23 protein-coding genes and 1 tRNA gene are annotated in these 24,517 nt (G+C 60.5%); 16 read left to right on the forward strand and 8 right to left on the reverse strand.

The annotated features are described in order from the left end of the window. Nucleotides 1-69 precede the first annotated feature (69 nt). A complete protein-coding gene (locus ACFQDI_RS23825; RefSeq protein ID WP_377171750.1) occupies nt 70-441 on the forward strand; it encodes an MGMT family protein in 372 nt (123 codons plus the stop codon). A gap of 8 nt (nt 442-449) precedes the next feature. Here ACFQDI_RS23825 and ACFQDI_RS23830 read toward each other — a convergent pair whose 3' ends face one another. Together ACFQDI_RS23830 and ACFQDI_RS23835 are read right to left on the reverse strand one after the other, a co-directional pair. Next, entirely contained in the window at nt 450-806 is a 357-nt protein-coding gene (locus ACFQDI_RS23830; RefSeq protein WP_377171752.1) for a hypothetical protein, read from the reverse strand. Between the two features lie 163 nt (nt 807-969). After that, the gene (locus tag ACFQDI_RS23835; protein ID WP_377171754.1) at nt 970-1,209 is read right to left on the reverse strand and encodes a hypothetical protein; all 240 of its coding nucleotides are present in this window, start codon (nt 1,207-1,209) and stop codon (nt 970-972) included. Between the two features lie 149 nt (nt 1,210-1,358). On the opposite strand from ACFQDI_RS23835, the gene ACFQDI_RS23840 reads away from it, so the two are divergent. Together ACFQDI_RS23840 and ACFQDI_RS23845 are read left to right on the forward strand one after the other, a co-directional pair. Continuing rightward, nucleotides 1,359-2,675 carry a 3-keto-disaccharide hydrolase gene (locus ACFQDI_RS23840; protein ID WP_377171756.1) on the forward strand — a complete coding sequence of 439 codons (1,317 nt, stop codon included), beginning with the start codon at nt 1,359-1,361 and terminating at the stop codon, nt 2,673-2,675. 324 nt (nt 2,676-2,999) lie between these two features. Further along, a complete protein-coding gene (locus ACFQDI_RS23845) occupies nt 3,000-4,064 on the forward strand; it encodes a zinc-binding dehydrogenase (protein WP_377171758.1) in 1,065 nt (354 codons plus the stop codon). Nucleotides 4,065-4,131: 67 nt separating this feature from the next. Here ACFQDI_RS23845 and ACFQDI_RS23850 read toward each other — a convergent pair whose 3' ends face one another. After that, nucleotides 4,132-6,075 carry a tRNA uridine-5-carboxymethylaminomethyl modification enzyme MnmG/GidA gene (locus ACFQDI_RS23850; RefSeq protein ID WP_377171760.1) on the reverse strand — a complete coding sequence of 648 codons (1,944 nt, stop codon included), beginning with the start codon at nt 6,073-6,075 and terminating at the stop codon, nt 4,132-4,134. Nucleotides 6,076-6,904: 829 nt separating this feature from the next. Between ACFQDI_RS23850 and pdhA the strand changes: the two genes are divergently transcribed. Continuing rightward, the gene (gene pdhA / locus ACFQDI_RS23855; RefSeq protein WP_377171762.1) at nt 6,905-7,990 is read left to right on the forward strand and encodes a pyruvate dehydrogenase (acetyl-transferring) E1 component subunit alpha; all 1,086 of its coding nucleotides are present in this window, start codon (nt 6,905-6,907) and stop codon (nt 7,988-7,990) included. Between the two features lie 355 nt (nt 7,991-8,345). Here the strand turns inward: pdhA and ACFQDI_RS23860 are convergent, their stop codons facing one another. After that, complete coding sequence (locus tag ACFQDI_RS23860; protein ID WP_377171764.1) at nt 8,346-8,918, reverse strand: hypothetical protein; 573 nt, start codon at nt 8,916-8,918, stop codon at nt 8,346-8,348. 107 nt (nt 8,919-9,025) lie between these two features. Here ACFQDI_RS23860 and holA point away from each other — a divergent pair, with 107 nt between their 5' ends. After that, entirely contained in the window at nt 9,026-10,150 is a 1,125-nt protein-coding gene (gene holA, locus ACFQDI_RS23865) for a DNA polymerase III subunit delta (protein WP_377171766.1), read from the forward strand. 3 nt (nt 10,151-10,153) lie between these two features. Beyond that, nucleotides 10,154-10,528, forward strand: a complete 375-nt coding sequence (locus ACFQDI_RS23870; RefSeq protein ID WP_377171768.1) for a sulfite exporter TauE/SafE family protein — start codon at nt 10,154-10,156, stop codon at nt 10,526-10,528. Between the two features lie 9 nt (nt 10,529-10,537). Here the strand turns inward: ACFQDI_RS23870 and ACFQDI_RS23875 are convergent, their stop codons facing one another. Both ACFQDI_RS23875 and ACFQDI_RS23880 read right to left on the reverse strand, forming a co-directional pair. Next, the gene (locus ACFQDI_RS23875; RefSeq protein WP_377171770.1) at nt 10,538-11,086 is read right to left on the reverse strand and encodes a DUF456 domain-containing protein; all 549 of its coding nucleotides are present in this window, start codon (nt 11,084-11,086) and stop codon (nt 10,538-10,540) included. Continuing rightward, complete coding sequence (locus ACFQDI_RS23880) at nt 11,079-11,681, reverse strand: nitroreductase family protein (protein WP_377171772.1); 603 nt, start codon at nt 11,679-11,681, stop codon at nt 11,079-11,081. The genes ACFQDI_RS23875 and ACFQDI_RS23880 overlap by 8 nt, the downstream gene beginning before the upstream one ends. 175 nt (nt 11,682-11,856) lie before the next feature. Here ACFQDI_RS23880 and ACFQDI_RS23885 point away from each other — a divergent pair, with 175 nt between their 5' ends. The 3 genes from ACFQDI_RS23885 (at nt 11,857) to ACFQDI_RS23895 (ending at nt 14,575) form a co-directional block, all read left to right on the forward strand. Then, nucleotides 11,857-12,273 carry an ester cyclase gene (locus tag ACFQDI_RS23885; RefSeq protein WP_377171774.1) on the forward strand — a complete coding sequence of 139 codons (417 nt, stop codon included), beginning with the start codon at nt 11,857-11,859 and terminating at the stop codon, nt 12,271-12,273. 368 nt (nt 12,274-12,641) lie between these two features. Further along, nucleotides 12,642-13,895 carry a hypothetical protein gene (locus tag ACFQDI_RS23890; protein WP_377171776.1) on the forward strand — a complete coding sequence of 418 codons (1,254 nt, stop codon included), beginning with the start codon at nt 12,642-12,644 and terminating at the stop codon, nt 13,893-13,895. 35 nt (nt 13,896-13,930) lie between these two features. Further along, on the forward strand, nt 13,931-14,575 hold the full coding sequence (locus ACFQDI_RS23895) for a hypothetical protein (protein WP_377171778.1): 645 nt from the start codon (nt 13,931-13,933) through the stop codon (nt 14,573-14,575). An 18-nt stretch (nt 14,576-14,593) separates the two neighbouring features. Here ACFQDI_RS23895 and ACFQDI_RS23900 read toward each other — a convergent pair whose 3' ends face one another. Continuing rightward, complete coding sequence (locus tag ACFQDI_RS23900; RefSeq protein ID WP_377171780.1) at nt 14,594-16,087, reverse strand: GntP family permease; 1,494 nt, start codon at nt 16,085-16,087, stop codon at nt 14,594-14,596. An 85-nt stretch (nt 16,088-16,172) separates the two neighbouring features. Here ACFQDI_RS23900 and ACFQDI_RS23905 point away from each other — a divergent pair, with 85 nt between their 5' ends. The 4 genes from ACFQDI_RS23905 to ACFQDI_RS23920 all read left to right on the forward strand — a co-directional run bounded on the left by ACFQDI_RS23905 (nt 16,173) and on the right by ACFQDI_RS23920 (nt 20,227). After that, nucleotides 16,173-18,554, forward strand: coding sequence for an MMPL family transporter (locus tag ACFQDI_RS23905; RefSeq protein ID WP_377171782.1), 2,382 nt, complete (start codon nt 16,173-16,175; stop codon nt 18,552-18,554). A gap of 104 nt (nt 18,555-18,658) precedes the next feature. Further along, nucleotides 18,659-18,733: transfer RNA gene (locus ACFQDI_RS23910), tRNA-His, on the forward strand. A 48-nt stretch (nt 18,734-18,781) separates the two neighbouring features. After that, on the forward strand, nt 18,782-19,513 hold the full coding sequence (rnc, locus tag ACFQDI_RS23915; RefSeq protein WP_377171784.1) for a ribonuclease III: 732 nt from the start codon (nt 18,782-18,784) through the stop codon (nt 19,511-19,513). 249 nt (nt 19,514-19,762) lie between these two features. Next, nucleotides 19,763-20,227, forward strand: coding sequence for a hypothetical protein (locus ACFQDI_RS23920; RefSeq protein WP_377171786.1), 465 nt, complete (start codon nt 19,763-19,765; stop codon nt 20,225-20,227). A 29-nt stretch (nt 20,228-20,256) separates the two neighbouring features. Here ACFQDI_RS23920 and ACFQDI_RS23925 read toward each other — a convergent pair whose 3' ends face one another. Then, a complete protein-coding gene (locus ACFQDI_RS23925; protein ID WP_377171788.1) occupies nt 20,257-22,047 on the reverse strand; it encodes an SLC13 family permease in 1,791 nt (596 codons plus the stop codon). 153 nt (nt 22,048-22,200) lie between these two features. Here ACFQDI_RS23925 and ACFQDI_RS23930 point away from each other — a divergent pair, with 153 nt between their 5' ends. The 3 genes from ACFQDI_RS23930 to ACFQDI_RS23940 are packed head-to-tail and all read left to right on the forward strand — an operon-like array spanning nt 22,201 to nt 24,513. Then, a complete protein-coding gene (locus tag ACFQDI_RS23930; RefSeq protein WP_377171790.1) occupies nt 22,201-22,509 on the forward strand; it encodes a DUF485 domain-containing protein in 309 nt (102 codons plus the stop codon). A gap of 49 nt (nt 22,510-22,558) precedes the next feature. Next, nucleotides 22,559-22,906, forward strand: coding sequence for a four helix bundle protein (locus ACFQDI_RS23935; protein WP_377171792.1), 348 nt, complete (start codon nt 22,559-22,561; stop codon nt 22,904-22,906). A 35-nt stretch (nt 22,907-22,941) separates the two neighbouring features. Then, nucleotides 22,942-24,513, forward strand: a complete 1,572-nt coding sequence (locus ACFQDI_RS23940; protein ID WP_377171794.1) for a solute symporter family protein — start codon at nt 22,942-22,944, stop codon at nt 24,511-24,513. Nucleotides 24,514-24,517 lie beyond the last annotated feature (4 nt).

Below are 24,517 nucleotides of genomic sequence, written 5' to 3' on the forward strand. Positions count from 1 at the left end.
GGAAGCAGCCATCACTCCTCCGCATGCGCCACCTCGACAAGGCACGCGCGCTGCGCATCCTCCACACTCATGGCCACCCGTGGAAAATCCGTCGCCTTCGCCCGCATCCGTGCGGAGGTCATTCGTCTGGTCGCCTTGATCCCCGCTGGCAAGTTCACCACCTATGGCAGCATCGCCATCCACATGAACGTCATCGCCCGCCATGTGGCCACGGTGCTGAGCCGCCTCACACCCGAGGAATCCGCCACGCTGCCCTGGCACCGCGTGGTGGCGGCGAATGCGCGCATCAGCCCGAACATGCCTCCTGAGTCGTCACTCAAACAACGACACCAGCTCAAAGCCGAAGGCCTGCGCATCGACAAAGAAGGCTATATCCAGGATGCCGACAGTCATTTTCACAATGTGGGCGTGCGGCGGAACATCCGTTGGAGCGAGGGGTGAGCGCAGGCTCAGTCATCCGTCTCTGGAGAGACAGCCGTCGTCTGAGGGGCCGGCAAAACTTCCTGCGACAGGGCAGGGGATGGGTCGAGCTCCTTGAGCAGGTTTTCGATTTTTTGCAGCCTGTAGGCCACCAAGGCGGGCTGCCATTGAGGCTGGCTCTGGCTGATCTTTTGAATGAGCGCCTGAGCCGCTCTCAGCTTGCCCACAGCCACATCAGGATGACCTGCCTGCACTTCCTTCAGGCCGGCATCGCAGAGCGCATGAGCGCGCTGGTAGCTTTCCCCGGGATCTGCCGCAGGTGACACTGCAGCAAAGCCAAGCAGAGCTGCCGTGACCAGAAGCGGAGTGCGTGTGACGAATTTCATGACGGCTGATTTCCTTTTTCGTGACTTGCGTGTCGCTATTTTGCAAAAAATCAGCCGTCTTGTCAGCACTTTTTCCGTGCGAACAACCAATGACAAAACTCATCGGTTTTCATTCGCAGCGGCCTGATGATCCTTTCGCGATCATGCTCGTGCCGCAGGCTGCTTACTGCCCATAGACATCGATCCACTGCAGACCGCTCTTGGAACCGGGCGGCGTGAAGTAGCGGCGGCCGAGATAGGTGCCGCCTTTCACCTCACGCATCGAACCGCCTGAAGGGTGGCTGGCGCGAGTGAGCACCGGCTTGCCGTTGTAGGTGCCGTTTGCATCCGGCACAGTGCCGCAGGAAACAGACAGCAGCGTGCAAATACCAAGAACGATGGAGGCGGGGTTGGTGCGCTTCATGGCTCTCAATCAACATTTGAGTCAGGATGATGCAACCCTTACATCGCATTGCGATACTCTTTCCTCTGTTTTGTAATGCGGTCCCCCCCCTGGCTGCGGGCTTGCCTTCCACCGCACATCCCGCTTTGATTCAGCCTGCGACACTCGCCATGCACCGATCTCTTCTCCTCCTTCACTGGCTGGCTGCTGTGGCCGCCGCAGTTGGCATTCACACCATGGCGGCACCCGCCGAAGTGCCCAACACTCTCTCACCTCAGGAGCAGTCAGCAGGATGGAAGCTCCTCTTTGACGGGCATAGCACCGCAGGCTGGCATACCTATGGCAAGAAGTCAGTGACCGCCGGGTCCTGGAAAATTCAAAACGGCTGCCTGCTACTGCCTGCGGGCAACGGTCGCCCAAACGGCCATGGCGGCGATCTCGTGACGAACGCGATGTTCACAAACTTCGAATTTGAATTCGAGTGGCGCGTGGGTCCTGCGGGCAACAGCGGTGTGGAGTACCTTTTCACCGAAGGCGAAAAACGCACGGCCAGCTTTTATCCCGGAGACACCGGCGACAGCCCGGTGGGCTTTGAGTATCAGGTGCTGGATGATGCCCCGCATGCGAACAACGCGGCCGACCGGCTCGCCGCCTCCATCTACTCGCTGGTCACGCCAGCAGGCAAAACGCTGCGCCCTGTGGGCGAGTTCAATCAAGGCCGCATCGTGGTGAATGGCAATCATGTGAAGCACTGGCTCAATGGCCGCAAAGTCGCGGAGTGCGAGCTAGGCAGCCCCGAGCTGCAGCGCATCATCGCCAGCAGCAAGTACAAGTACTACCCCGGCGTGGGCGTGAAGCGCGCCACCGCCATCGCCCTGCAGGATCACGGCGCGGAGGTAGCCTACCGAAACCTCAAGATCCGCGAGCTGAGCCCCTCTGCGGCCAGCGCTCCGGCCGCAGCAGTGCCGCCGCCCTCCGCCCCTGCGGCAGCAGCAGCACCCATGACGGCCCGCAAAATCCCCATGCAGGCCGCCGACTGGCGGGTCTGGTGCTGGTCCAAAGCCGAGAACCGCTGGGTGGAGCACCCGCTGAGCAAGATGACCGTGCAGATCCAGGACGGTGTGCTCAGCGCCACCAATACCACCAACGACGGCTGGCCCCGCGCCATCCTCGTCTATCGCGGCACGCTGCTGGACGGCGACTTCACCCTCTCAGCCGAGTACCGGGGGCAGCTCGAATCCTTCGACCTCCAGGCCGCCGACGGTGCCAACCAGCGACTCACCTGCCTGAACCCGCCGCAGGACAACCAGTGGCACACCGTCCTCCTCGGCCGCAGGGACGGCCAGTACACCGCCCGCATCGAGGAAGCCTCCGCCCAGATGCAGAACAGCAAAGCCTCTTCCGACATGAAGGGCTGTTTCTGCTTCAAGCTCCGCCCCGGCGAGCAGGTGGAGGTGCGCGGCCTGGTGCTGCAGGCGGGAAGGTAGAACTCGGGCCGAGACTTCTGAGCATGGCCCGGATGAGCAAGCCGCGCTGGTCTTAAAACACCGAGATGATATCACGAAGCACCATATCATGGTATTAGGCGTTGAAAACCCACGCCGGCACCTGCTTCCAAAGGGTGGCGAAATGGATCTGAGAAACCTTGCGGAAGAACGCTCTATTGCTGACTTCGGAGATCATGCAGGCCGCTTGTCAGCAAAGTGTCCCTGCCATCTCATGCGCCGCGCATATCACATGACCAATCCGGCACAGCATTGGCCAACGGCTGCGGAGCAGGGGAGGGATCTTGCCACGATAGTAGCTCCACTATGAAGACCATGCTGGCCAACGTGTTTCACGGCATCAATGACATCCGTGTTGAGTCCGTGCCCAAGCCCACGGTGGGGCCGGGCGAAGCGCTGCTGCGCATCACAGCGACCACCATCTGCGGTACCGACCTGCACATTGTGCGTGGCGAGTACCCGGTGAAGCCTGGGCTGATCATCGGCCATGAGCCCGTCGGAGTGATCGAGGAACTTGGTGCTGGCGTCACAGGCTACAACATCGGCGACCGCGTGCTGGTGGGTGCCATCACACCCTGCGGGCAGTGCCGCGCTTGCCTTTCTGGCAAACCCTCGCAGTGCGGCCATGGTCACGGCTGTCAGGCGATGGGCGGCTGGCGTTTTGGCAACACCATCAACGGCGCTCAGGCAGAGTACCTGCTGGTGCCCTACGCCCAGGCGAATTTGGCGAAGATTCCCGACGAGGTGACGGACGAGCAGGTGGTACTGCTGGCAGACATCGCCTCGACAGGCTTTGGCGGCGCGGAAAGTGGCAATATCAAGATAGGCGATGCCGTGGTGGTGTTCGCACAGGGCCCCATCGGCCTCTGCGCCACCGTGGGTGCCAAACTGATGGGAGCGACGATGATCATCGCCGTGGATGGCGACGAGAACCGGCTCAAAATGTCCCGTCAAATGGGAGCGGATGTGACCCTGAACTTCCGCGAATGCAATGTGGTGGAAGAAGTTCTGAAACTGACTGGCGGCGGGGTGGACGTAGCCATTGAGGCACTCGGCACGCAGGAGACGTTTGAGGCCTGCCTGCGTTGCCTGCGGCCGGGCGGCACGCTCTCCAGTCTTGGCGTCTATTCCGGCAAGCTGCAGATCCCGTATGAAGCCTACGCCGCAGGGCTGGGGGACCACCGCATCGTCACCACGCTCTGTCCGGGCGGGAAGGAGCGCATGCGTCGGCTGATCAATGTGGTGCAGTCCGGTCGGTTTGACCCAGCCATGCTCGTCACGCACCGCTTCTCACTCGCGGATATCAAACAGGGTTACGAAGTCTTTGGCAGTCGTAGTGAAGGTGTGCTGAAGGTTTTGATCACACCATGAATTCAGTTCAAACGAAGAGGGCCCAAGGCCGGTTTCACCTGCTGGTTTCACCCGGGGAAAACCAAGGTTAAGCTTTCAAGTCGCTTCCTTCCGTCTCCAAACTGCCCCGCTTCAGCATCACCGCCAGCAGGGCGATGTCGGCGGGATTCACACCTTGGGCTCGCGCGGCCTGGCCGAGGGTGGCAGGGCGGAGGGCCGTAAGGCGGTGTTTGGCTTCGGTTTTGAGGCCGGGGATGGCGTGGTAGTCGAAGTCGGCGGGGATCATCTTTTCCTCCATGCGGGAGGTCTTGGCCACCATGTCCTCCTGCCGGGTGATGTAGCCGGCGTATTTGACGTCGTTTTCCACCAGGCTCCAGACCTCGGGGGTGAAGCGGGAATACATCTCGGCGGGGAGCTGGGCAGGCGTGCTTTCGGGGCGGCGCAGCCATTTTTCCAGGGTCACGTCGCCCATGCGGACCTCCTGTAGCAGGGTGCGGGCGGCGACGATGGCGGCAATTTTTTCCTCGGTGTGGTGGATGCGGAAGGGTGAGACGAGACCCACCTGCGCGGCCAGCGGGGTGAGGCGGAGGTCGCAATTGTCCTGGCGGAGGAGGAGGCGATACTCAGCGCGGGAGGTGAAGAGTCGGTAGGGCTCGGTGGTGCCCTTGGTCACAAGGTCGTCGATCATCACCGCGAGATAGGCCTGGCTGCGCTGTAGCAGGAAAGGAGGGCGGCCCTGGGCCTTGAGCGCGGCATTGGCTCCGGCGATGAGGCCCTGACCGGCAGCCTCCTCGTAGCCGGAGGTGCCATTGATCTGCCCGGCGAAGTAGAGCCCCGAAACACGCTTCGTTTCCAGGGTGGGATGGAGCTGGGTCGGGGGGCAGTAGTCGTACTCAACCGCGTAGCCAGGGCGGATGATCTCCGCCTTTTCCAGTCCCGGGATGGAACGGATGAAGTCATACTGCACCTCGAAGGGCAGGGAGGTGGAGACCCCGTTCACGTAGAATTCGCGAGTGTGGCGACCCTCGGGTTCGAGGAAGATCTGGTGCCGTTCCTTCTCCGCAAAGCGCACGACCTTGTCCTCCACAGAGGGGCAGTAGCGGGGTCCGACGCCTTCGATCTTGCCGGAATACATGGCAGACTTGTGGATGTTGGCCCGGATGATGTCGTGAGTTTGGGGGGTCGTGTAGGTGATCCAGCAGGGAATTTGTTCCACGTGGAACTTTTCCGAGGTCCAGGAGTTGAGGGTAAACTGGTTAGGACCGGTGCCTGGAAGGGGGGTAGCGGCCTCGGTTTGGGCTTCTGGCTCGTCCTCGGGGAGGGTGCCGGAGAGGTAGCTGAAGCGGGGCGCGGGCTCGTCCCCGGGCTGCAGCTCGCACTTGGAGAAGTCGATGCTGCGGCTATTCAGGCGGCAGGGGGTGCCGGTTTTGAAGCGCTGGACATCAAACCCGAGAGCCCGGAGGCTGTCGGAGAGGGTCGAAATGCTGTCCCCCATACGCCCTCCAGCCTGGTTCTGCTGCCCCACATGGAGGAGCCCACGCATGAAAGTGCCCGAGGAAATGACGACCGCCTTGGCCCGATAGACCATGCCGAGGCTGGTGCGCACGCCAACGACGGCATCGTTTTCCACCAGGATCTCCGCAGCATTGCCCTGGTGCATGTCCAGATTGGGCTGGTTTTCGATCAGCCACTTCATCCGAAACTGGTAGGCCTTCTTGTCGCATTGGGCACGGGGAGCCTGCACGCTGGGCCCCTTGCGGGCATTCAGCATGCGGAACTGGATGCCCGTGGCGTCTGTGTTTCGGCCCATCACACCCCCGAGGGCATCAATCTCCCGCACCACGTGACCCTTAGCCAGACCACCGATAGCGGGGTTGCAGGACATCTGGGAAATGGTATCGAGGTTCTGGGTGAGGATGGCCGTCTGGCAACCCAGGCGGGCAGCCGCCATCGCCGCCTCCACCCCGGCATGACCGGCGCCGCAGACAATGACATCATAGTGCTTGGGGAAGGTAAAAAGGCTGGTGGACATGGGGGTGAGGAGAGTAGCACAAGCCGCAAAAATGTTCCATGTGGAACAAACTGGAATCGCACAGAGTGTTTCACAGAGGCGGGGAAGGGGAGTTTAAAGGGCGGAGAAGTGACTGCCAAAGCAGTTTGGAGGGGGGGAGGGGAGCGCACCCAAGGCAGGGTAGGGAGGCTGCTCCCAAGCCTCCACCGGGCGCCTTGGTGCTCCCGTTTCGCACCCCTTCAAGGTAGCCCAGCACCTTCTAACACCCTCCTTCTGCCTGCAAATCACGGGCTCCGAGGGCGCCGGATTGGGCCAGTCCTCTCCCCCCCGCACTGACTAGGAGAGCACCCAGAGCAGGCGCGGAGTGGGTCTTTCTACCGCCACAGGACATCTCGGTGCCTCCCTTTCGCGCCTCACTTCAAGGTAGCCCAGCACCTTTCTACGCCTCCTTCTGCCCGCCGATCATGGGCTCCGTGACGGGAGAACTGGGACAGGAGGGCACCCAAGCAGGGATAAGGAAGCGGGTTGCCAGCCTCCAATATGCGCCTCGCATCCTTATTCTAAACCCGTCCCCCCCAAGCTCATACTGTGCAGCCCGGCAACCTGCCAAACCGACATTGAGAGGGAAGGGGACCAGCGCCAGATCTTATGAAGCGGGAGGAAGAAAACGAAGCAACCATGAAGCCCGCCTCTGCCCCTCTGCGGCCAAAACACGCGTCTCCATTCATTGCCACCAGCTGCCCGTCTGCCATGCGGCACCCCCATCGCAAGGGACCCGGCACATCCCATTCCGCAGCCTAAACACCCCGCTTGCTTCCGGCATGCATCCAGCTAGTATCGAACCCATCACATGGCCACCGCAACCGCCCCCTCAAACGCCCTGGCAAAACACGCCTCCGATCCCATCAATCAAAAGCTCACCGCCGCCGACAAGGTGGAGCTCTACCGCAAGATGGTCCGCATCCGCCGCTTCGAGCAGGTCTCCCTGCAGCACTATCAGGCAGGTCGCATGGGCGGTTTCCTCCACCTCTACATCGGCCAGGAATCCGTGGCCGTCGGCACCGTCTCCGTGATGGGCGAAAACGATCACGTCATCACCGCCTACCGTGACCATGGCCACGCTCTCGCCGTCGGCATGGGCATGAACGAGTGCATGGCCGAGCTCTTCGGCAAAGCCACCGGCTGCTCCCGCGGCAAGGGTGGTTCGATGCACTACTTCGCCCCCGACAAAAACTACTGGGGTGGCCACGGCATCGTGGCCGGCCAGACCCCGCTGGGTCTCGGCCTCGCCTACGGCCTGAAGTATCGTGGCATCAAAGGTGCCGCCCTCTGCTTCCTCGGCGATGGCGCTGTGAACCAGGGTGCCTTCCATGAGTCCCTCAACCTCGCCGAACTCTGGGATCTGCCGGTGATCTACGTCATCGAAAACAACGGCTACTCCATGGGCACCAGCCAGCAGCGCTCCTCCGCCTATCAGGACTTCCTGGCCAAGCGCGCCGAAGGCTACGGCATGGCCTGGGAGCAGTTCAACGGCGAAGACATCTACGAAGTCCGCGCTGGCGTGGGCAAGGCCATCGCTCGCGCCCACAACGAGTCCAAGCCGAGCATCCTCGAAATCGCCACCTACCGCTGGGAAGGCCACTCCGTCGCCGACGCCAACAAGTTCAAATACCGCACCAAGGAGGAAGTGGAGAAGTTTCAGAACGATCATGACCCGATCCAGGTGTGGAAGCGCAACCTCCTCAGCGAAGGCGTCGCCACTGAAGAAGAACTGAAGAAGATCGACAAGGAAGCGCAAAAGGAAGCGGAGGACTCAGCCGAGTTCGCAAAGTCCAGCCCGTATCCCGAACCGGAAACCATCTTCGAAGACGTGTACTGGGAAGTGGACAACAAGACCGAAGCCGGCCAGACCGGACGCCACTTCTTCAACGACTGACCGTCGGTTCCAAAGCCAAAAGCACTCTCAGAGCCGGAGCTTGTCGCACAAGCCTCCGGCTTTGTTTTTATGTGCTCTTTGAGAATGCACCTTCGCGGAGCGCATGGCTTAAGAGGCATTTCAGCCCGCTCATCCCGCCCTGACCGCATCGCCCTAGTTTTCAGATCTGTGAAAGATGGACATCTGGCTCCTCAAGGCCACGCCAATGCCTGCTCTCAGCAAGCCCGGAGCGATTCACTAGTGATAAAGCCAATAATTCATTCATCCACAATAAAATAAAACACCTCTGCTGCCTTTTGAGCCACAGAGGTGGGGTGATTCAGTTCTGAGATGGAGCCAGATGAATTTAGGCTGGCTACTTCGTCTCCACCGCAGAGGTCAGTGTGTCGGCCTGGCTGGTCAGAATGACCGCATGCTTGTCATAGGTGGCCTTGGCTTCGACGAGTTGCGTCACGTAGTTCAGCGCTTCGTCCAGGGGGACGTTGGCAAGCGAGAGGCTGAGCTTGCGCTTCGCCAGCTCCTCGCCCTTCACGATCACGTTTGGCGAGACCTTGCCCCCGCTGGCATTTTTGGACAGGGCACGCAGCCCTTCGATGGCCTCGGTCAGAGTCACATCATTCATTTCCACCTTGGGCAGGGTGACAGCGGCATACTGGTTCTTCAGCGATTGGTCCTTTGGCTGATAGTTGGCGCGGATGTACGCCAGCATGTTTGCCGTCTCTGCATGCTTGGGGTTTGCCGCAGCCACGCGGGAGAGCAGACGGTACGCTGTGTCTAGATCTCCTTTGTAGTAGGCGGTACGTCCCTGCTGAAACACGGCGTTCAAATCCTCCGCCTTGGCTGAAAATCCCGCAGCAGACATGAACAAGGCAGTGGTGAAAAGCACGACCGCCGTCGAAACCCTGAACCCAGTCAAAGATGTTTTCATAAAGGTTGGCTTGATTTGAAAGGATTTCATCAAATCGCCGTGCGCATGTCAAGACCGCATGCGCCCTGAGGCTTGATGCCATGCGCTTCCTGCTCCATCGGTGAAGCATGCCGCCACCGAAAAAAACCGCCGCCAGCCAGGTGAATGTCTTCATTGGCAGTGATGAAGCGCGCGTCAAAGAAGCCGCGCTCATGCTCGTGCGCCGCCTCACTCCGCCAGATGCCGGAGATTTCGGCAATGACGTCATCGACGGCACGGCCGACAATTCTGAGCATGCAGGCAACATCTGCGGCAACGTCTGCATGGCGCTGCAGACGTTGCCCTTTTTCGGCGGCTCCAAGGTGGTCTGGCTCAAAAACGCCAACTTCCTCGGGGAATCCGGCGCCGGTCGTGGGCAGGATGCGGTGAACGGCTTCGAGCGCATCCTGGATGTGATCGAACGCGGCCTCGGCTCCGACGTGAGCTTTGTCATCAGCGCCACAGGCATCGACAAACGCCGCAGCGCCTACAAGCGCATCACCAAGATTGCCAACATCGAGGTCTTCGACAAACCCGACACCTCACGCGCGGGGTGGGAGGGGCCGGTGCTCGCCATGGCCTCGCAGAAAGCCAAGGAGCTTGGCATCACCTTTGAAAGCGGCGCGCTGGAGCTGCTGGTGCAGATGGCCGGCGATGACACGCGCCAGATGGAAAACGAGCTGGAAAAGATCGACCTCTACCTCGGCGAGCGCCGCCGCGCCGGACTCAAGACCGTGCAAAACATGGTCTCCATGAGCCGCGCCGGCGTGCTGTGGGACCTGGGCAACGCCATCGGCAAGCGCGATCTCCCGCGTGCGCTGGAGCTGCTCGGCACGCTCATGTACCAGGGGCAGAACGCCATCGGGCTGCTGCTTGCCGCCATCGTGCCTCGTGTGCGCAGCCTGCTCCTCATCAAAGATCTCGGCTCACGCCACAAGCTCAACAAGTTCAACTACACCGGCTTCTGTTCTTCACTGGAGTCCCTGCCTTCCACAGCCACCTCCCATCTGCCGCGTAAAAAAGACGGCACCGGCTTCAATGCCTACCCGATGTTTCTCGCCCTCCCGGAGGCCGGCAACTTCACGCTCGAAGAGCTTCATGCCGGCTTCAAAGCCTGCCTAGCCGCCAATTCCAAGCTCGTCACCTCATCCCTTGATCCCAAGCTCGTGCTCGAGCGTCTGCTCGTCGGCCTGCTCGCAAGACAATCCCGCTGATCCATGATGCCCACCACCACCGTCCTTACCTGTCTCGCCATCGGCATCCTCAGCGGCGTCGTGGCCGCGCTTTGCGGCGTGGGCGGCGGCGTGGTCATGGTGCCTGCGTTTGTGACCTTTCTCAAACTGCCGCACAAGACCGCTGTCGCAACGTCGCTCGCCATCATCATCCCCACAGCGCTGATGGCCACCACTCAGAATGCCAGACATGGCTACGTGGAATGGAAAGTCGCCATCATCACGGCCGTCTCCGCATCCATCTTCGCCTACTTTGGCGCAGGCTGGCTGAAGACGATGAGCAACGAGACACTCACCCGCATCTTTGGCGTCATCCTGGTTGTCTTCGGTCTGCGCATGCTGCTGCAGGGCAAGGCCTGATGGCCCCGCCTACCACACCAGCGCATCGAGAAAGAAAGTGGCCACCATTCCAAGGGCCACGATGAGGCGCAGCACGAGGCCAACGCCGGTGCCAAGCAGCGAACCCCACGCAGACTTGGCCGCCGGATGCAGCTGCTTTTTGGCAAAGATCAGCTCAAAGGAAACACCCCCGATCAACGGCCCCAGCACAAGGCCAAAGGGAATGAAAAACATGCCGGCGATGCCGCCAATGAACACGCCGGTGATGCCCCATTTGCTCGCACCAAACCAGCGCGCGCCCATCGCACCACTGGCGAAGTCAACGACATAGGAAAGCACCAGCCCCAGTGACAAAATAACAATGCCCCAGGTGCTCATGCCGGACTCAGGTCGCAGCACCGTATGGAGGATGCCTGCCGCAAAGATCAGCATCGGCCCCGGCAGAAACGGCACCACCGAGCCCACGATGCCGACGGCGAGCAGGCAGATCGTCAGCGTCCACACGCTCCACATCTCCCACGGCATGGCGGTGAAAAAATGCGTCACCGCATTCCAGGAATGGGTCAGCCACTCAGTCATCGCGCCACACGGTTTTGGTTTCCACCGGCTGGCGCACACTGCGCGGCCAGTTCAGTCCGGCACGCGGCCAGCCAAGATAGATGAGGCCCACACACTTGTCCTCTGCACCGATGCCGAGCCAGTCGGCAAAGTCACGCGTGCAGAGCAGGGGAGGGGAGGACCAGTAGCAGCCCAGACCCGCCGCTGTGGCGGAGAGCTGCAGGTTTTGCAGCGCGCAGGCCACGGCCTCGATCTCCTCGATCTCAGGGATCTTCGCCCCGCCGCGCCGCTCCATCACACAGGCGATCACCACCGGAGCCAGCAGCGGGTTCTCGCTCATCTTCTTCATCTTGTCCTCGCGGAACTCATGCGCAGGCGTGGTGTCGCGATACACACGCTGCATGGCCTCCGCCAGCTGCTGCCGCGCCGTACCCTGATGCACGATGAACTTCCAAGGCTCCGTCAGTCCATGAGTCGGCGCCCAGGTGGCGTCTTCCAAAATCTGCGTCAGCAGCCCCCGCTCCACCTCACGCGCAGCATCCAGATCCACCGGCTTGATGGAGCGACGATGACGGATGAGTGCGCTGATTTGTTCGTGCGATGCGATGCCAGTCATGCGTGCGAGTCATGCGGCCTGCTGCACGCGCTGTCAACTCACCGCACAATGCATCATACCAGTGAAAGCCGACGACTGAGAAGTTGCCATCCTGGTCTTAGGAGCTAAAACACCGGCAGCAAGCGACAAGACCGTTGCCGGCAAAATCAACGTTGGATTAACAACACACCAAAAAATGAGCGCCATATACGACAAAGCCAGGTTGTTTTTTGATGCCTGTGACAGCGGTAAAGGCTGGCAGGTTTGCAAAGAGTACTGCCATCCAGATGCCACGTTTTCGGCACAAGGTCCGGCGCTCGCTGGCGTCAGTACCTTGGAAGGTTACACCGACTGGATGAAAGGCTTTTTCACGCCGGTGCCGGACGGACGCTACGAGCTGAAATTCTTCGCAGAAGACCAGGAGCGCCAATGCGTGGCGGGTTATGGCGTCTATTACGGCACGCATACCGGACCAGGAGGACCCGTTGAGCCTACCGGCAAGACCCTGTCGGCTGATTATGCCTATGTGATGCAGTTTGAAGACGGTCGCATTCGGCACATGACCAAGATTTGGAATGACGCCTTCGGCCTTCGGCAGTTAGGGTGGGCATAGCCTTCATTCAGAGGCCAAGTGCTGAGCCGGACATGCAGCAAATGATGTCGGCTCAATGAAAGTGTGATGATCCCTAAGTCCATGATGTGGGCTTGGGGATCATCTGTGTGAAGCCCGGCTTTCGAGTCCGGCAGGCGCAAGGGTTGAAGGAGGCATCTGATTCGCAACACGGCATGCCACATTGAACTGCCGCACATCGTCGTGCCCAGTCAAAGAGCCCTGGCCTATGGCATCGGCACCAGCTTGCTCAGGAGCAGCTCATCCGCAGTTTAAATCTGTTTGACGACCCATCAGACAGCTTGTTAAAAAGTCAGCGCAGGGCACTATCCTTGGTATTCTCAGGCGACTCGAACCTCTTTCTTCTCATCATGCCTCTCTTCTGCTGCGGTCAGTGCGGACAATCGATTGATGCAGACGACTCACTCGCGGGCACCGAGGTCGGCTGTCCCGGCTGCGGGACCACCATCCTGGTGCCAGTCTGCGCCCGCAACCCGTCTTACCAGCCCTATCAGGCACCAGCTTACATTCAGACGCGTGGCAGCACACCGGCCGGCCAGTCATCGTCCGCATCTGACGAATGGCTTCGCCGTGCTCCGCTGCTGGGCACGGGAGTGGCATTCGTGCTGTGCTTCATCAAAAAGCTTGTCGAGCCCGTCTCGGCCTTGGACTCCGCGCTGGGCAATGTGGGGCTCGTCAGCAGTTTCGCAGGTGCCATCGGCTACACCATCGCCGCCGGCCTCTTCGCACTCATCGCAGCTCTGGTCATCGCGGGCATCGCCGCAGCACTCCGAAAGAGCTTTGTCTCCGTGCTGGCACGCAGCTACGGCATAACCGTGGTGCTTCTCTCACTATTGATGTTGGCGGGGTCATTCTCGGGATCACGCAACCTCTCCGGACCCGCGCCCGCACCGGCCTCGTCTCCCCAGGTCACTCAAAACATCCATGATGAGCTGAACAAGCTGCAGTCAGAGTTGGAAAAAATGCAGCAGGGCAGCCCGCCTGCGAACGACGCCGCACCGCAGACACCGCCTGCAGAGCCTTCCGATGACCTGGGAAAGATGCTGGTCATCTCAAGACAGTACTTTGCAGAGATCGCCGCTTTGCAAAAAGACTACACGGACGAAATCGCCAAGATCGGCTTCCTGCGGGTGCTGGACGGAGAGCGAATCCTCAAGGATCAAGACTCCAGCGAGTCGTATGATCTGCTCGCTCGCGCGCGAGTGCTGCTGAAGAAATACGGCGTCAAAATGCGCGAAGCGATTGCAAGCTTCCCCGCGAAAGTTCGCGACAGTCATATCAGCCCCGCCGGCAAGGCAGATCACATCCGCAGCGCCGAGACGGGTGTGGAGGCCGCCCTGAAGACCTTTGATGAAACATGGGCCCTCGAAGGGAGCGCCGTGGACGGCATCCAGACCATCATCGACCTGCTGAGCAGGCGGCGTGGTCACTGGCACATGAGCAAAGGCCTCTTCATGTTTGACGACGGTGGGGATCTGACGGCCTTCAATGCGTCCATGGCCAAAATCAACGCGGCTGTCGCCCGTCAGAATGAGATCAAAGAACAAGGGCAGCGGGATACGGGAAAGATGTTTGATGACCTGCGGGCCGTCATCCCAAAGTAGGCGCCACATGCATGAACGCTTAAACTTTTTGTGCGATGAGCGGCATCCCTGCGACCAAGACCACGGGGCCTGAGACGGGCTCCATGCTGAGTGAGATCTTTCGCTTCTTCCGGCGCCACTGGTTCCATCTGCTTCTGTTCCCGCCTGGTGCGCTGCTCGTGACCATCATCCATGAAAGCGCTCATGCCGCCGCAGTGCTGGCGCAGGGTGGCACCATTCTCGAATTCGTTTGGCTGCCCACCGGTGAGCGCTGGGGTTACGTCAGCTATGATCCCCCCGCACTGAGAGGCTTTTCCACATTCGCTGTCTCCATCGCGCCTTACCTCCTTTGGATCTTCCTGGCCGCATTGGCCGTGCTGCTTTCACTCAGACGGCGGCCATACTCATTCCGCGTGGCTTCCTCAGTGTACCTCTGGCTGTTCGTCGTCCCGCTGGCAGACGTGGCAAACGCCGCCTTTCCCTATCTCGACGGCAAGCCCAACGACCTCCTGCACGCCTTCGGCCCTCCAACGTTGGATGCCTTGCTGGGATTCGCCATGCTTGTTGTGCTGGCTCTGATCGTTGGGCATCCGGTGCAACGCCGACTCTACCGCACCCAAGCGCTTCGCTTGCGCAGCTACCTGGTGCTCAGTGCGGCAGTCTTGTTTGCGATCACAGGCCTCACCGTGAGGATCTTTTGAGCTTCACCAAGCAGCAGATCACACCAGCGGCACCAGCTTGCTCAGCACCAGCGTCACCAGCAGGCCGATGATGGAGTCGGCGGTGAGCTGGAGGCTCCAGGTGCGGAGGGTTTCCTTTTCGGTCATGCCGCTGAGGCGGTTCACCACCCAGAAGCCGCTGTCGTTCATCCAGGAGCAGCACATGGCACCAAAGCCGATGGAGGTGAAGAGATACACCGGGTGGCAGCCCAGAGGCGTGTTGGCCAGCATCGGTGCCATGATGGATGAGGCCGTCAGCATCGCCACCGTGGCGGAGCCCTGCGCCACACGCACCACGGCCGCCACCAGCCAGCCGAGGAAGATCAGATTGAGGCTGTAGCCTTGGGCGAGCGACTGCACCGCATCACCCACACCCGCGCTGCGGAGCGCCAGACCAAAGGCGCCGCCTGCACTGGTGATGAGGATGATCATCCCTGCCGTCTCCAGCGGCGGGCCCACGAGTTCCTCCACCTTTTTCAGGCTCAGGCCACGCTGCTTGGCCAGCACCCAGAGAGCGATGGCCGCGCCGATGAACAGCGCGATGTTCTTGTGCCCGATGAAGTCCACCCAGGCGCGCACGGCGTTGAAGCCGCCCTCACCACCGAGGGCATTCACCATCGCCACACCCCAGCCGGCGCCTGCAGCAGCACCTTTATGCGCCAGCTCAAACACCGTCGTCAGGCTGATCAGAATGATCGGCAGCAGCACCGGCGTCATGCTCCAGAAGAAGCTTGGCAGCTCGCTCTCCGGCTTGGTGCTGGCACCCTTCATGTCTTCCAGGGAGACACCGCCCGTGGCACGCAGCGGCACATCGGTGCGGCGGTTCAGCCACTGGCTCACGAAAAAGCCAAACACGCAGGTGATCGCGCCGATGAGCATGCCGCCGATGATGGACTCTCCCACATTCAGGTGCAGGTCATCCACCACCGCCACCGGGCCCGGATGCGGCACCGTCATGGAGTGCGTCACCGTGCCGCCGCAGCACACGGCCATGATGTAGAGCGTGTAGTCCTTGCCCGTGCGCATGCGCAGCGCCATGGCCAGCGGCACCATGAGCATGAACATGGTGTCAAAGAAGATCGGCGCACTCAGGATGAAGGTGCTCCACAGCAGCGCCCAGCCCGCGCGCTTCTCCCCAAAGAAAGCCAGAAAGCGGCGCACCACCTTGTCAGCACCGCCGCTCTCCATCAGGCACATGCCAATGATGGCCGCCAGCGCGATGGACACCGCGATGTCCCGTGCGGTGTCTCCCAGCCCTTTGGAGACCATCTCCACGACTCCGACCATGGAGGACATCGCCTTCACCTTGCCATCCTTCTGCACGATGTCCCATGAGTCCTTGTTGGCCAGCAGCCCCGCCAGCAGCGCTGCCAGGATCAGCGCCACAAAGGCATGCATGCGCAGCTTGCTGATGCCGATGATGATGAAAGCAACGCTGACAGCGAGAACGACGAAGGGCCAGTAGCTGGCCGAGGTGGCGGCAAGAAGAAACATGGCCGCGATGCTGGCGGGAGGGAGTGAACACGTCAAGACATTCGACAGTGGACTTCCCGGCTGGCTCCGCTTCTTTCAGCCGCTCATGAAATCCGCCTCGCTTCGCCTGTTCTTCGTACTGCTCGTCATCATGGCGGGAGCATTCGGCGTTTCGCGGCTGGATTTCGACGTCGATCCCCTCAGCCTGCTGCCGCAGGAGCTGCCAGGGCTGCAGGGCACACGCCTGCTGAGGGAGCAAAAGCGCAACCTGCTCCTCATCGCCGTGCAGGCAGAGGATCCGGCGCTCGTTGAAGTCACTGCAGATGCTCTGGCAGAGCATCTGGCTGCCAGGCCAGAGCTGTGCGCCAGCGTGCGCAGCAAATCCCTGCTGCAGTCAGATCCTGCAATCATCGCGGAGGTCGTCGCCTATCTCTGGCTCAATGCGCCGCAGCAGCAGGTGTCCAGACTCATTGCCTCACTCGATCCCGCATCGGTCCCCGCTCTGCTCGCCAAATCCAGAGAGGCCGCAGGTGCTTCGCTGGATTTGCAAAACGCCACGCTCACCGGCTACGATCCGCTCGGCCTCGCACGTGGAGCCCTGGCTCTCCTGAGCGACGGTGGCGACATGAGCAGCCTCATGAGCGATGAATTCAGCAGCGCCGACGGCACACTGCGCCTGCTGTTTGTCACGCCACCCGGAAAGGCGCTCGCAGACTATCGTGCTGCCAACACCTGGCTCACACAGATCAAAGCCGAGGTGCGGGAAAAATGGCTGCCAGAGCAGGGCGAGCTCACAGGTGTCAAAATAGGCTTTACCGGAGATCCGGCGTTTCAGGCGGAAATCGCCACCGGCATGGAAGGTGACATGCGGCAGTCCATCGGCGCCGTCACGTTCATCGTCGGCTTCCTCTTCTGGCTGCTGCACCGCAGTGTGAAGCCGCTGCTCTGGCTGCTGCTCGCCATTCTGTGCGCCAATCTGCTCACACTTGGTACGGCAGGCGTGATCTACGGCTCGCTCAATGTGATGTCGATGGGCTTCGCCGCGATCCTGACGGGCTTGATCGAAGACTTCGGCGTCTTCGGCCTGCATGTGGCACGCGAGCACCCAGGAGAGCGCTTTGGCAGCATCTGCCGCCGCGCGCTGCCCAGTGTAGCCTGGTCCGCAGTCAGCATCGCCGGCATCTTTGCCATGCTGGGTCTCAGCCAGCTTCCCGGAGTCGCCCAGCTCGGCGTGCTCTCCGCGCTCGGGGTGCTGATCGGCGCAGCGGTCATGATCTTTGGCTTTCTGCCGCTGGGCATGACCACAGGCAAACTCGAGGAACACCATGGCACGCTTCGTCTGGCCATGCGCATGCAGGGGGTGATGGTGTGGCTTGTCATGATTGCCCTCATGGCCGCCACCGCCGTGATTGGCTGGAAGGGCCTGCCGAAGATGGACTTTGGCTCCGCCGTGTTGCGCCCTGAAAAAAGCGAGGCCTTCGACGTCTTCGACAGCGTCGAGCAAAGCATGCTGAAAAGCAGCACCGAACCAGGGCGCAACGTCCCCCTCGTCTTCGCGGCACACAGCACCGCCGCCTTGCGCCAGAGCATCATCGCTGCCCGGAAGATGTTGAACAGCCCTGAAGTCGAAGCCCGGCTGCTGCCGCTTGCACTCGTGCCTGATGCAGAAGCGCAAAAGGCAAACCTCGCCGCTTTGCAGACCCTTTCCGCACATGAAGATGCGCTCAGGCAGGCAGTCGATGCCGCCGGCTTCACAGACGTCGCCTACGCCCTGACTCAAAAGGTACTCAAGCAATGGCAGGACTGGGCGGCTGCCAAGACAGCATTGCCTCTGTGGCCCAAGCCCGTCGTGCTCGAAAACCTCGGCGGCATTGTCTCCCAGCATGACAAACACGGGTTCATGGCCATCGGCTCCGCCCGCCTGGCCCAGGGGCACAGCATGGAAAACGCCCCCGTGCTGCACGAGCTGGAAAAAACTCCCGGGGCCCATGCTGCCGGCTGGGCCTTTCTCCGCACCTCGCTGGAGCCATTGCTGAAGAATGAGATCCTGCGTGTCTGCGTCCCCACCGTTGTCATCGCTGGCATCCTGTTTTTGCTGGTGTTCCATGGCTGGCGTGAGCGCGTCTTTGCCTTCCTCACCATGGCAGCCAGCGGTTGGATTCTCCTCGGCGGCATGTCAGCGTGGGGTCTCACCTGGAATCTTATGAGCGTCGCTGCCGTCCCTCTCTGCCTCGGTCTGGGCCTGGATTTCACCATCCATGTGATGCACTCCCTGCGCGAGCCAGGCATGACCCGTGAGCGCGTCGCCTCCCTCGGCCGCTCACTTGCCTACTGCGGTCTTAGCACCGGCCTGGGTTTCGGTGCCCTGGCTGCGGGCAGCAATCGTGGCCTCATCACCCTGGGTATGACAGCCATGATCGGCGTGCTTACCGTGCTGATCGCCGCCGCATTCGCCCTTCCCAGGGTCTGGTTTTGGCGGCGCAAATGACAGCCCAGCCCCAGCAGCGCGAGCCCTCTCTCAACTTCCCCCCCATTTTTTCGCTGGCATATCCGTCCCGAACGTCTAATATCCTCCCCTCCTAGCGAGAGATGGTGACCGTAGTTCAACGGTAGAGCCCCAGATTGTGATTCTGGTTGTTGCGGGTTCGAATCCCGTCGGTCACCCCACTTTTTTCATGGAGTGGCACCGTACTTCCGGTTAGAAAAGAAGCATACATGGAACCGCTGGAACACGTCATTGGCCATACCTTTCGCGATCCCGCATTGCTGCAGCAAGCCCTCACTCACGGCAGCGTCGGCTACGAAAACCAACGCGCTCAATCCGACAATCAACGCCTGGAATTTCTCGGAGATGCCGTTCTGCAGCTTGCCCTCTCCCATATGCTTTTTCAGCGCCTCCCACAGGCCGATGAAGGTGTGATGACCCAGGCACGCGCCCAGCTTGTCTCCACCAAGGCGCTGGCACGCATCGCACGGCGCATCGGACTGGGCACCTATCTGCACCTGGGGCGTGGCGAAGAAGCCAACGGCGGCCGCAACCGTGAGTCCACACTGGCAGACGCCCTCGAAGCCGTCGCAGGCGCCATTCACCTTGATGCCGGAACCGATGCCGCTCATCAATTTGCCGCACGGCTGTTTGCCGAGGAGCTTGAAGCCCTGAACCGCGGCCCCCTGGACTCCAATCCCAAAGGACAGCTTCAGGAGCTCATCCAGTCCGTGGGAGTGGAGCCACCGCTCTACGAAATCGTCGGAGCCGAAGGGCCGGATCACGCCAAAAACTTCATCGCCGTCGTTTCCTGGCAGGGTACACAGCTCGGGCGTGGCACAGGCCGCAGCAAAAAAGACGCCGAGGTGGAGGCGGCACAGGCCGCGCTCGGCAATCCCGCCCTCCGTGAACTGCTGCGAACAAGTCGTGAACAACCACACGAACAAAACCGCAGGTCATGAGAGCAACCCTGAACACCCGGGGTTGTTCCACTCCGCTCACAATTCCTGCCGGATCCTTTCACACGCCGAGTCCCCGTGGAACCCTTGTAAATCCAAGGCGGAACCCACTTGTTGAAGTTGTTCGCAGTACTTACGGATATGAGGATTCAAACAACCTCGTTCACCCCAATCATAAGAGCTGGGAACAAGTTCGTTTGAGATGAATTGGATCGTCTCTCAGCCAGAAATTTTTCGCGTCTCAGACCTCCCATGCGCATCAGCCTGAAGCCGTTTCTCTCTGGCACAGTCTTGGGGGCGCTCCTTCTTCTTTCATTTGGAGGAGGCTCTTTGCGCATCAACCGCTCCTTGCTTGTGAAGCGGCCCACAACGGATCTCCACGTCGTTCTTGTGCCTGTGCCAGTGGATTCGCTGGTTCCTGCGGATCACTGGATCAGGCATTATGATGCTTATGTGTCACGCATCCCCTGGCGCAATGAGGATTCAAATTATCTGACCCTGCATTTCATCCCCCGGGGCAAGCCTCCCCACATCGAACTAAGCAGAAATGATTCTCTGGAATTTGAAGGCGCGCTTAGCCAACGAACTGCAAAGCCATTCTGCCCCACGCAGGCAGACATGGATTCAGCCCTGCCCTTCGTCCTTTATCTTGATTACATCAGCAGCGATCTCACGGGAACAGGAGTCGATCATGCCAGGATTCGTCTGCCGCATTGAGAGTTGCGGATCATGGCCCGCTCACTCCGCTACTTCAGCGGCCAGAACACCGGCACCGTAGCCAGGATGACGATCAGCATCACCAGTGTCAAACCCCCGCCCACTTTGATGAAATCTGAGAAGCGGTATTTCCCCGGGCCATAGACGAGAATGCAGCTGGGCTCAAACGGCGTGAGCATGGATGCGGAGGCGCTGAGCATGATCCCAATGGCAAAGCTGCGTGGATTGGCCCCCATGGTGGCGGCCGCCTGCAATGCCACGGGGAGCACCACCAGTGCGGCAGCAGCATTCGACATCGGCTGGGTGAGCAGGATCGTCAGCAGGCAGAAGCCGGCGAAAACCGCAAAGACCCCCATGGGCTGCAGCCAGCCGGTGATGAAGTTTGCGATCATGCTCGATGCACCGGATGTCTGCATCGCTTCCCCGAAGGCCATCATGCCACCGATCAGGATGAGCAGACGCCAGTCAATGTTGGAATAGGCGTTCTCCAGCTTGATGCAGCGCATGAAGACGGCCAGCATGGCCACCATCACAAAGGCGATTGCGTCAGGCACCCAGCCCACACTGCTGGCGATCACGGCCATCACAAAAGCGCCCAGCAGCACAAAGCCGCGACGCCTTGTCTCAGCGCTGAACTGATACTGCGTGATGACAATCATGTCATTGCCCTCCTCAAAGGCGCGGAAGCGGTCGCTTGGCCCCTGGAGCAGCAGCACGTCTCCGGCACGCAGCTTTTCAGCCGCCATGTGGTGCATCAGCGAACGGTCGCCGCGCATCAAAGCCAGCACTGAAAGCCCCGTGCGCTGACGAAAGTTGTTTTCACGCAGGGAGCGCCCCACAAAGGCGGAGCGCGGCGTGAGCACGACTTCCGCAACCTGCGCATCGCTCATATCGATGCCGGAGCTGCGAAGCGTGACATCTTCAAGAATGTCGATGCCTTCGATTTTCTTCACCCGGATCAGGTTTTCCACCTTGCCGGCCACGAGCACCACATCGCCCTCCTGAAAGCGCACCTTTGGCGTGGCATCAAAGGTCTGGTCAGACCGGCGGATCTTCATGACCTGGAACTCCATGGCGGAAAAATCCGAGTCAAAGGCTGCCTGCCCCACAAGGGGTGAGTTAGGCAGCACCATGACCTCGGCGAAGTAGTCACGCATGGCATCACCTGCCAAAGCCGAAGCCTTGTCACGTTCAGGTACCAGGCGTGAGCCGATGAAAACCATGTATAGGATGCCAGTCAGCATCAGCACGAGACCGATGCCGGTGAATTCAAACATGCGCAGCGGCTCCAAACCCAGCTTGGAGATCGCCCCGCTCACGGCGACGTTGGTGGAGGTGCCGATCAGCGTGCAGGTGCCTCCCATCAGCGAGGCGAAGGCCAGAGGCATCAGCAGGCGGGAGGGCGGGATGCGCAGCTTGCGCGCGAGGCCCATCACCGGGCCCACAAACACCGCTGTCACAGTCGTGTTGTTCATGAAGGCGGAGACGCCGCCTACCACGGCCATCATGAAGCCCATCAGCCGCTTGGGATGTGTGCCAAAGGTCTGGGCCAGAAAACCGCCCATCATGTCCAGCACTCCCGTCTCCCGCAGCGCGGCACCAATGACAAAAATCGCCGCCAGCAGAATGATGACGCGGTCGCCAAATCCCGCAAAGGCCCGGTCAGCCTTGAGAATGCCGCACATCACCAGCACGCAGAGCAGTGACAGCGTGACGAGATCCACCGAGATTTTCTCCGTGGCAAAGGCGATGACGGCGACGATGAGCAGTCCGATGACGATCCAAGCTTCCATTTCAGCACACCTTTGCAGCAGGGACATTCGCTGCTCAAGGAACAAGCCGGTCAAAGGATGCCTAAAGCCTGCGTTTATGGAGACGCCACTTTCTGGAGAAGTGAAAAAACAGGCATTTTCACCTCCGGTGCTTTCCACTCTTGCCATCCAGCGTCTGTCTCCATACTCTCGCGCCCGATTATGAGCCAAAAAACACCTGTGAACTGGGAAAAGCTGGAGGAGAAGCCGGAATTCCGCACTTTGATGGCGCGGAAAAAGGCCTTCATCATTCCCGCCACGATCTTCTTCCTCATCTACTACCTCGCGCTTCCCGTGCTGGTGGGCTACTGCCCGGACCTCATGAAGCAGAAGGTCTGGGGAGAGGTGAACATCGCCTACGTCTTTGCGCTCTCCCAGTTCTTCATGGCCTGGATCATGGCCTTCATCTACGTGCGCGTCGCGGCCAAGTGGGACAAGGCGGCCGCTGAGGTGATCGACGGACACCATTGAGAAAGATGAAGGATAAAAACTAAAAAATAAAACACCACCGGGGCTTTCTATGACGGACCTGCCAGTTCGCACCAAGACTTTCGCCTCACGAATCATCAACATGCACCTCGCGCTGCCGAAGAACGACCTGACAAAGGTATTTGGTCCCCAGGTACTGCGCTCTGCCACTTCTGTTGCAGCCCAGACTCGGGAAGGCAAGAGGCCAAAGTCGCCCAAGGACTTCATCAGCAAAATCGAAGGAGCCATCCAAGAACTCGAAGAAACCACGCTTTGGCTTGAACTTATCCAGGATCACAAGCTGCTTAAACCCGCCAGACTGAAAGATCTTTTTCAGGAGGCATCCGAACTCAATGCAATCATGACCACCGTTGTCATTCAGGCGAAGCGAAAGCTTTGATTCATCTTTCATCTTTAATTTTTTATCTTTTCTATATGACCATCGCGCAGATCATGTTCTTGGCCTTCGTCGGCCTGACACTCCTCATCACTTTTTACGCCGCTAAAAAGAACACCGGCGCCAGCGCCTACTTCGCAGCAGGCCGCAGCATCACTGGCTGGCAGAACGGCCTCGCTGTGGCTGGCGACTACATGAGCGCCGCCTCCTTCCTTGGAATCTCGGGCATGATCTGCTTTGCCGGCTATGACGGTTTCATGTACTCCGTGGGCTTCCTGGTGGCCTACATCACGGTGCTGCTCATCGTGGCCGAGCCGCTGCGCAACGCGGGCAAGTACACCATGGCCGACCTCCTGGCCTACCGCCTCAAGCCGCGCCCGGTGCGCGCGCTGGCCTCCCTCAGCACGCTGACGGTTTCCACCATCTACATGATCGCGCAGATGGTGGGCGCAGGCGGCATCATCGAGCGTCTGATCAATATCGAGTTCGCACCGGCCGTGATCGGCGTGGGCATTCTCATGCTGGTGTATGTGGTCTTCGGCGGCATGCTGGCCACCACCTGGGTGCAGATCATCAAGGCCCTGCTGCTCATTGCAGGCGCCATGCTGCTGAGCTACCTCGTGCTCAAGCATCACAGCTTCAGCTTCGCCAAGTTCTTTGAGGCCGTCTCTCATGCCGACTACGGCGGCAGTGACACCCCGAAAAATCTGATGGAGCCCGGTCTGAAATACGGCGTGGCCAAGGCCGGCCCATGGGGCCCGCTGGACCTCATCTCCCTCTGCCTCGGCCTCGTGCTGGGTACCGCAGGCCTGCCGCACATCCTGGTGCGCTTTTACACCGTGCCGGACGCCAAGACCGCACGCTCCAGCGTGGTGTGGGCCATGGCCATCATCGGCCTCTTCTACATCATGACGACCTTCTTCGGCTTTGGCGCCGCCACCATCCTCAAGAAGGAGCTCATCACCATCGCCGGCAAACCGGACACCAACATGGTCGCCCCCATCCTGGCCAAGTTCCTCGGTGGCGAGCTGTTTTTCGCCTTCATCAGCGCCGTGGCCTTTGCCACCATCCTTGCCGTTGTCGCCGGTCTGACCATGAGCGCCAGCGCCAGCTTTGCGCATGACTTCTACTCCAACGTGATCCATCACGGCAAGGAGAACCGCCCGGGCGCGGAAGTGAAAGTGGCACGCATCACCGCCTTCTGCGTGGGTGCCGTCAGCATCAGCATCGCCATCTTTCTGGGCCCCAGCGTGAACACCGCTTTCCTCGTCGGTCTCGCCTTCGCAGTGGCCGCCAGCGCCAACCTGCCCGTCATCATCTTCAGCGTGTTCTGGAAGCGCTTCAACACCGCTGGAGCCGTGGCCGGTCTCAGTGTCGGCCTGCTCTCCTCCATCCTCCTCATCCTGCTGAGCCCGAACGGCATCTTCGGCAAGGCTGGCGCCATCTTCCCGCTGGAAAACCCCGGCATCGTCAGCATCCCCGTCGGCTTCCTCGCCGCCTGGCTCGGCACCATCCTCACTCCGCGCGATCTCGAGGCTGAGGCCAAGTATGCCGAACTCACCGTCCGCGCCCACACCGGCCTCGGTGCCGAGAAGGCCACGGCGCACTGATCAG

The sequence above is a fragment of the Prosthecobacter fluviatilis genome (genome assembly GCF_042655725.1).
Taxonomy (GTDB): Bacteria; Verrucomicrobiota; Verrucomicrobiia; order Verrucomicrobiales; family Verrucomicrobiaceae; genus Prosthecobacter; species Prosthecobacter fluviatilis.

Excerpts from the sequence above, each read along its gene's own strand:
- ACFQDI_RS23840 (WP_377171756.1), top strand. The coding sequence starts at position 1,359 with ATGCACCGATCTCTTCTCCTCCTTCACTGGCTGGCTGCTGTGGCCGCC.
- ACFQDI_RS23870 (WP_377171768.1), top strand. The coding sequence starts at position 10,154 with ATGATGCCCACCACCACCGTCCTTACCTGTCTCGCCATCGGCATCCTC.
- ACFQDI_RS23850 (WP_377171760.1), bottom strand. The coding sequence starts at position 6,075 with ATGTCCACCAGCCTTTTTACCTTCCCCAAGCACTATGATGTCATTGTC.
- pdhA (WP_377171762.1), top strand. The coding sequence starts at position 6,905 with ATGGCCACCGCAACCGCCCCCTCAAACGCCCTGGCAAAACACGCCTCC.
- ACFQDI_RS23860 (WP_377171764.1), bottom strand. The coding sequence starts at position 8,918 with ATGAAAACATCTTTGACTGGGTTCAGGGTTTCGACGGCGGTCGTGCTT.
- ACFQDI_RS23940 (WP_377171794.1), top strand. The coding sequence starts at position 22,942 with ATGACCATCGCGCAGATCATGTTCTTGGCCTTCGTCGGCCTGACACTC.
- ACFQDI_RS23880 (WP_377171772.1), bottom strand. The coding sequence starts at position 11,681 with ATGACTGGCATCGCATCGCACGAACAAATCAGCGCACTCATCCGTCAT.
- ACFQDI_RS23845 (WP_377171758.1), top strand. The coding sequence starts at position 3,000 with ATGAAGACCATGCTGGCCAACGTGTTTCACGGCATCAATGACATCCGT.
- ACFQDI_RS23930 (WP_377171790.1), top strand. The coding sequence starts at position 22,201 with ATGAGCCAAAAAACACCTGTGAACTGGGAAAAGCTGGAGGAGAAGCCG.
- ACFQDI_RS23905 (WP_377171782.1), top strand. The coding sequence starts at position 16,173 with ATGAAATCCGCCTCGCTTCGCCTGTTCTTCGTACTGCTCGTCATCATG.
- ACFQDI_RS23925 (WP_377171788.1), bottom strand. The coding sequence starts at position 22,047 with ATGTCCCTGCTGCAAAGGTGTGCTGAAATGGAAGCTTGGATCGTCATC.
- ACFQDI_RS23895 (WP_377171778.1), top strand. The coding sequence starts at position 13,931 with ATGAGCGGCATCCCTGCGACCAAGACCACGGGGCCTGAGACGGGCTCC.
- ACFQDI_RS23825 (WP_377171750.1), top strand. The coding sequence starts at position 70 with ATGGCCACCCGTGGAAAATCCGTCGCCTTCGCCCGCATCCGTGCGGAG.
- ACFQDI_RS23935 (WP_377171792.1), top strand. The coding sequence starts at position 22,559 with ATGACGGACCTGCCAGTTCGCACCAAGACTTTCGCCTCACGAATCATC.
- ACFQDI_RS23900 (WP_377171780.1), bottom strand. The coding sequence starts at position 16,087 with ATGTTTCTTCTTGCCGCCACCTCGGCCAGCTACTGGCCCTTCGTCGTT.
- ACFQDI_RS23875 (WP_377171770.1), bottom strand. The coding sequence starts at position 11,086 with ATGACTGAGTGGCTGACCCATTCCTGGAATGCGGTGACGCATTTTTTC.
- rnc (WP_377171784.1), top strand. The coding sequence starts at position 18,782 with ATGGAACCGCTGGAACACGTCATTGGCCATACCTTTCGCGATCCCGCA.
- ACFQDI_RS23920 (WP_377171786.1), top strand. The coding sequence starts at position 19,763 with ATGCGCATCAGCCTGAAGCCGTTTCTCTCTGGCACAGTCTTGGGGGCG.
- ACFQDI_RS23885 (WP_377171774.1), top strand. The coding sequence starts at position 11,857 with ATGAGCGCCATATACGACAAAGCCAGGTTGTTTTTTGATGCCTGTGAC.
- ACFQDI_RS23890 (WP_377171776.1), top strand. The coding sequence starts at position 12,642 with ATGCCTCTCTTCTGCTGCGGTCAGTGCGGACAATCGATTGATGCAGAC.
- ACFQDI_RS23830 (WP_377171752.1), bottom strand. The coding sequence starts at position 806 with ATGAAATTCGTCACACGCACTCCGCTTCTGGTCACGGCAGCTCTGCTT.
- ACFQDI_RS23835 (WP_377171754.1), bottom strand. The coding sequence starts at position 1,209 with ATGAAGCGCACCAACCCCGCCTCCATCGTTCTTGGTATTTGCACGCTG.
- holA (WP_377171766.1), top strand. The coding sequence starts at position 9,026 with ATGCCGCCACCGAAAAAAACCGCCGCCAGCCAGGTGAATGTCTTCATT.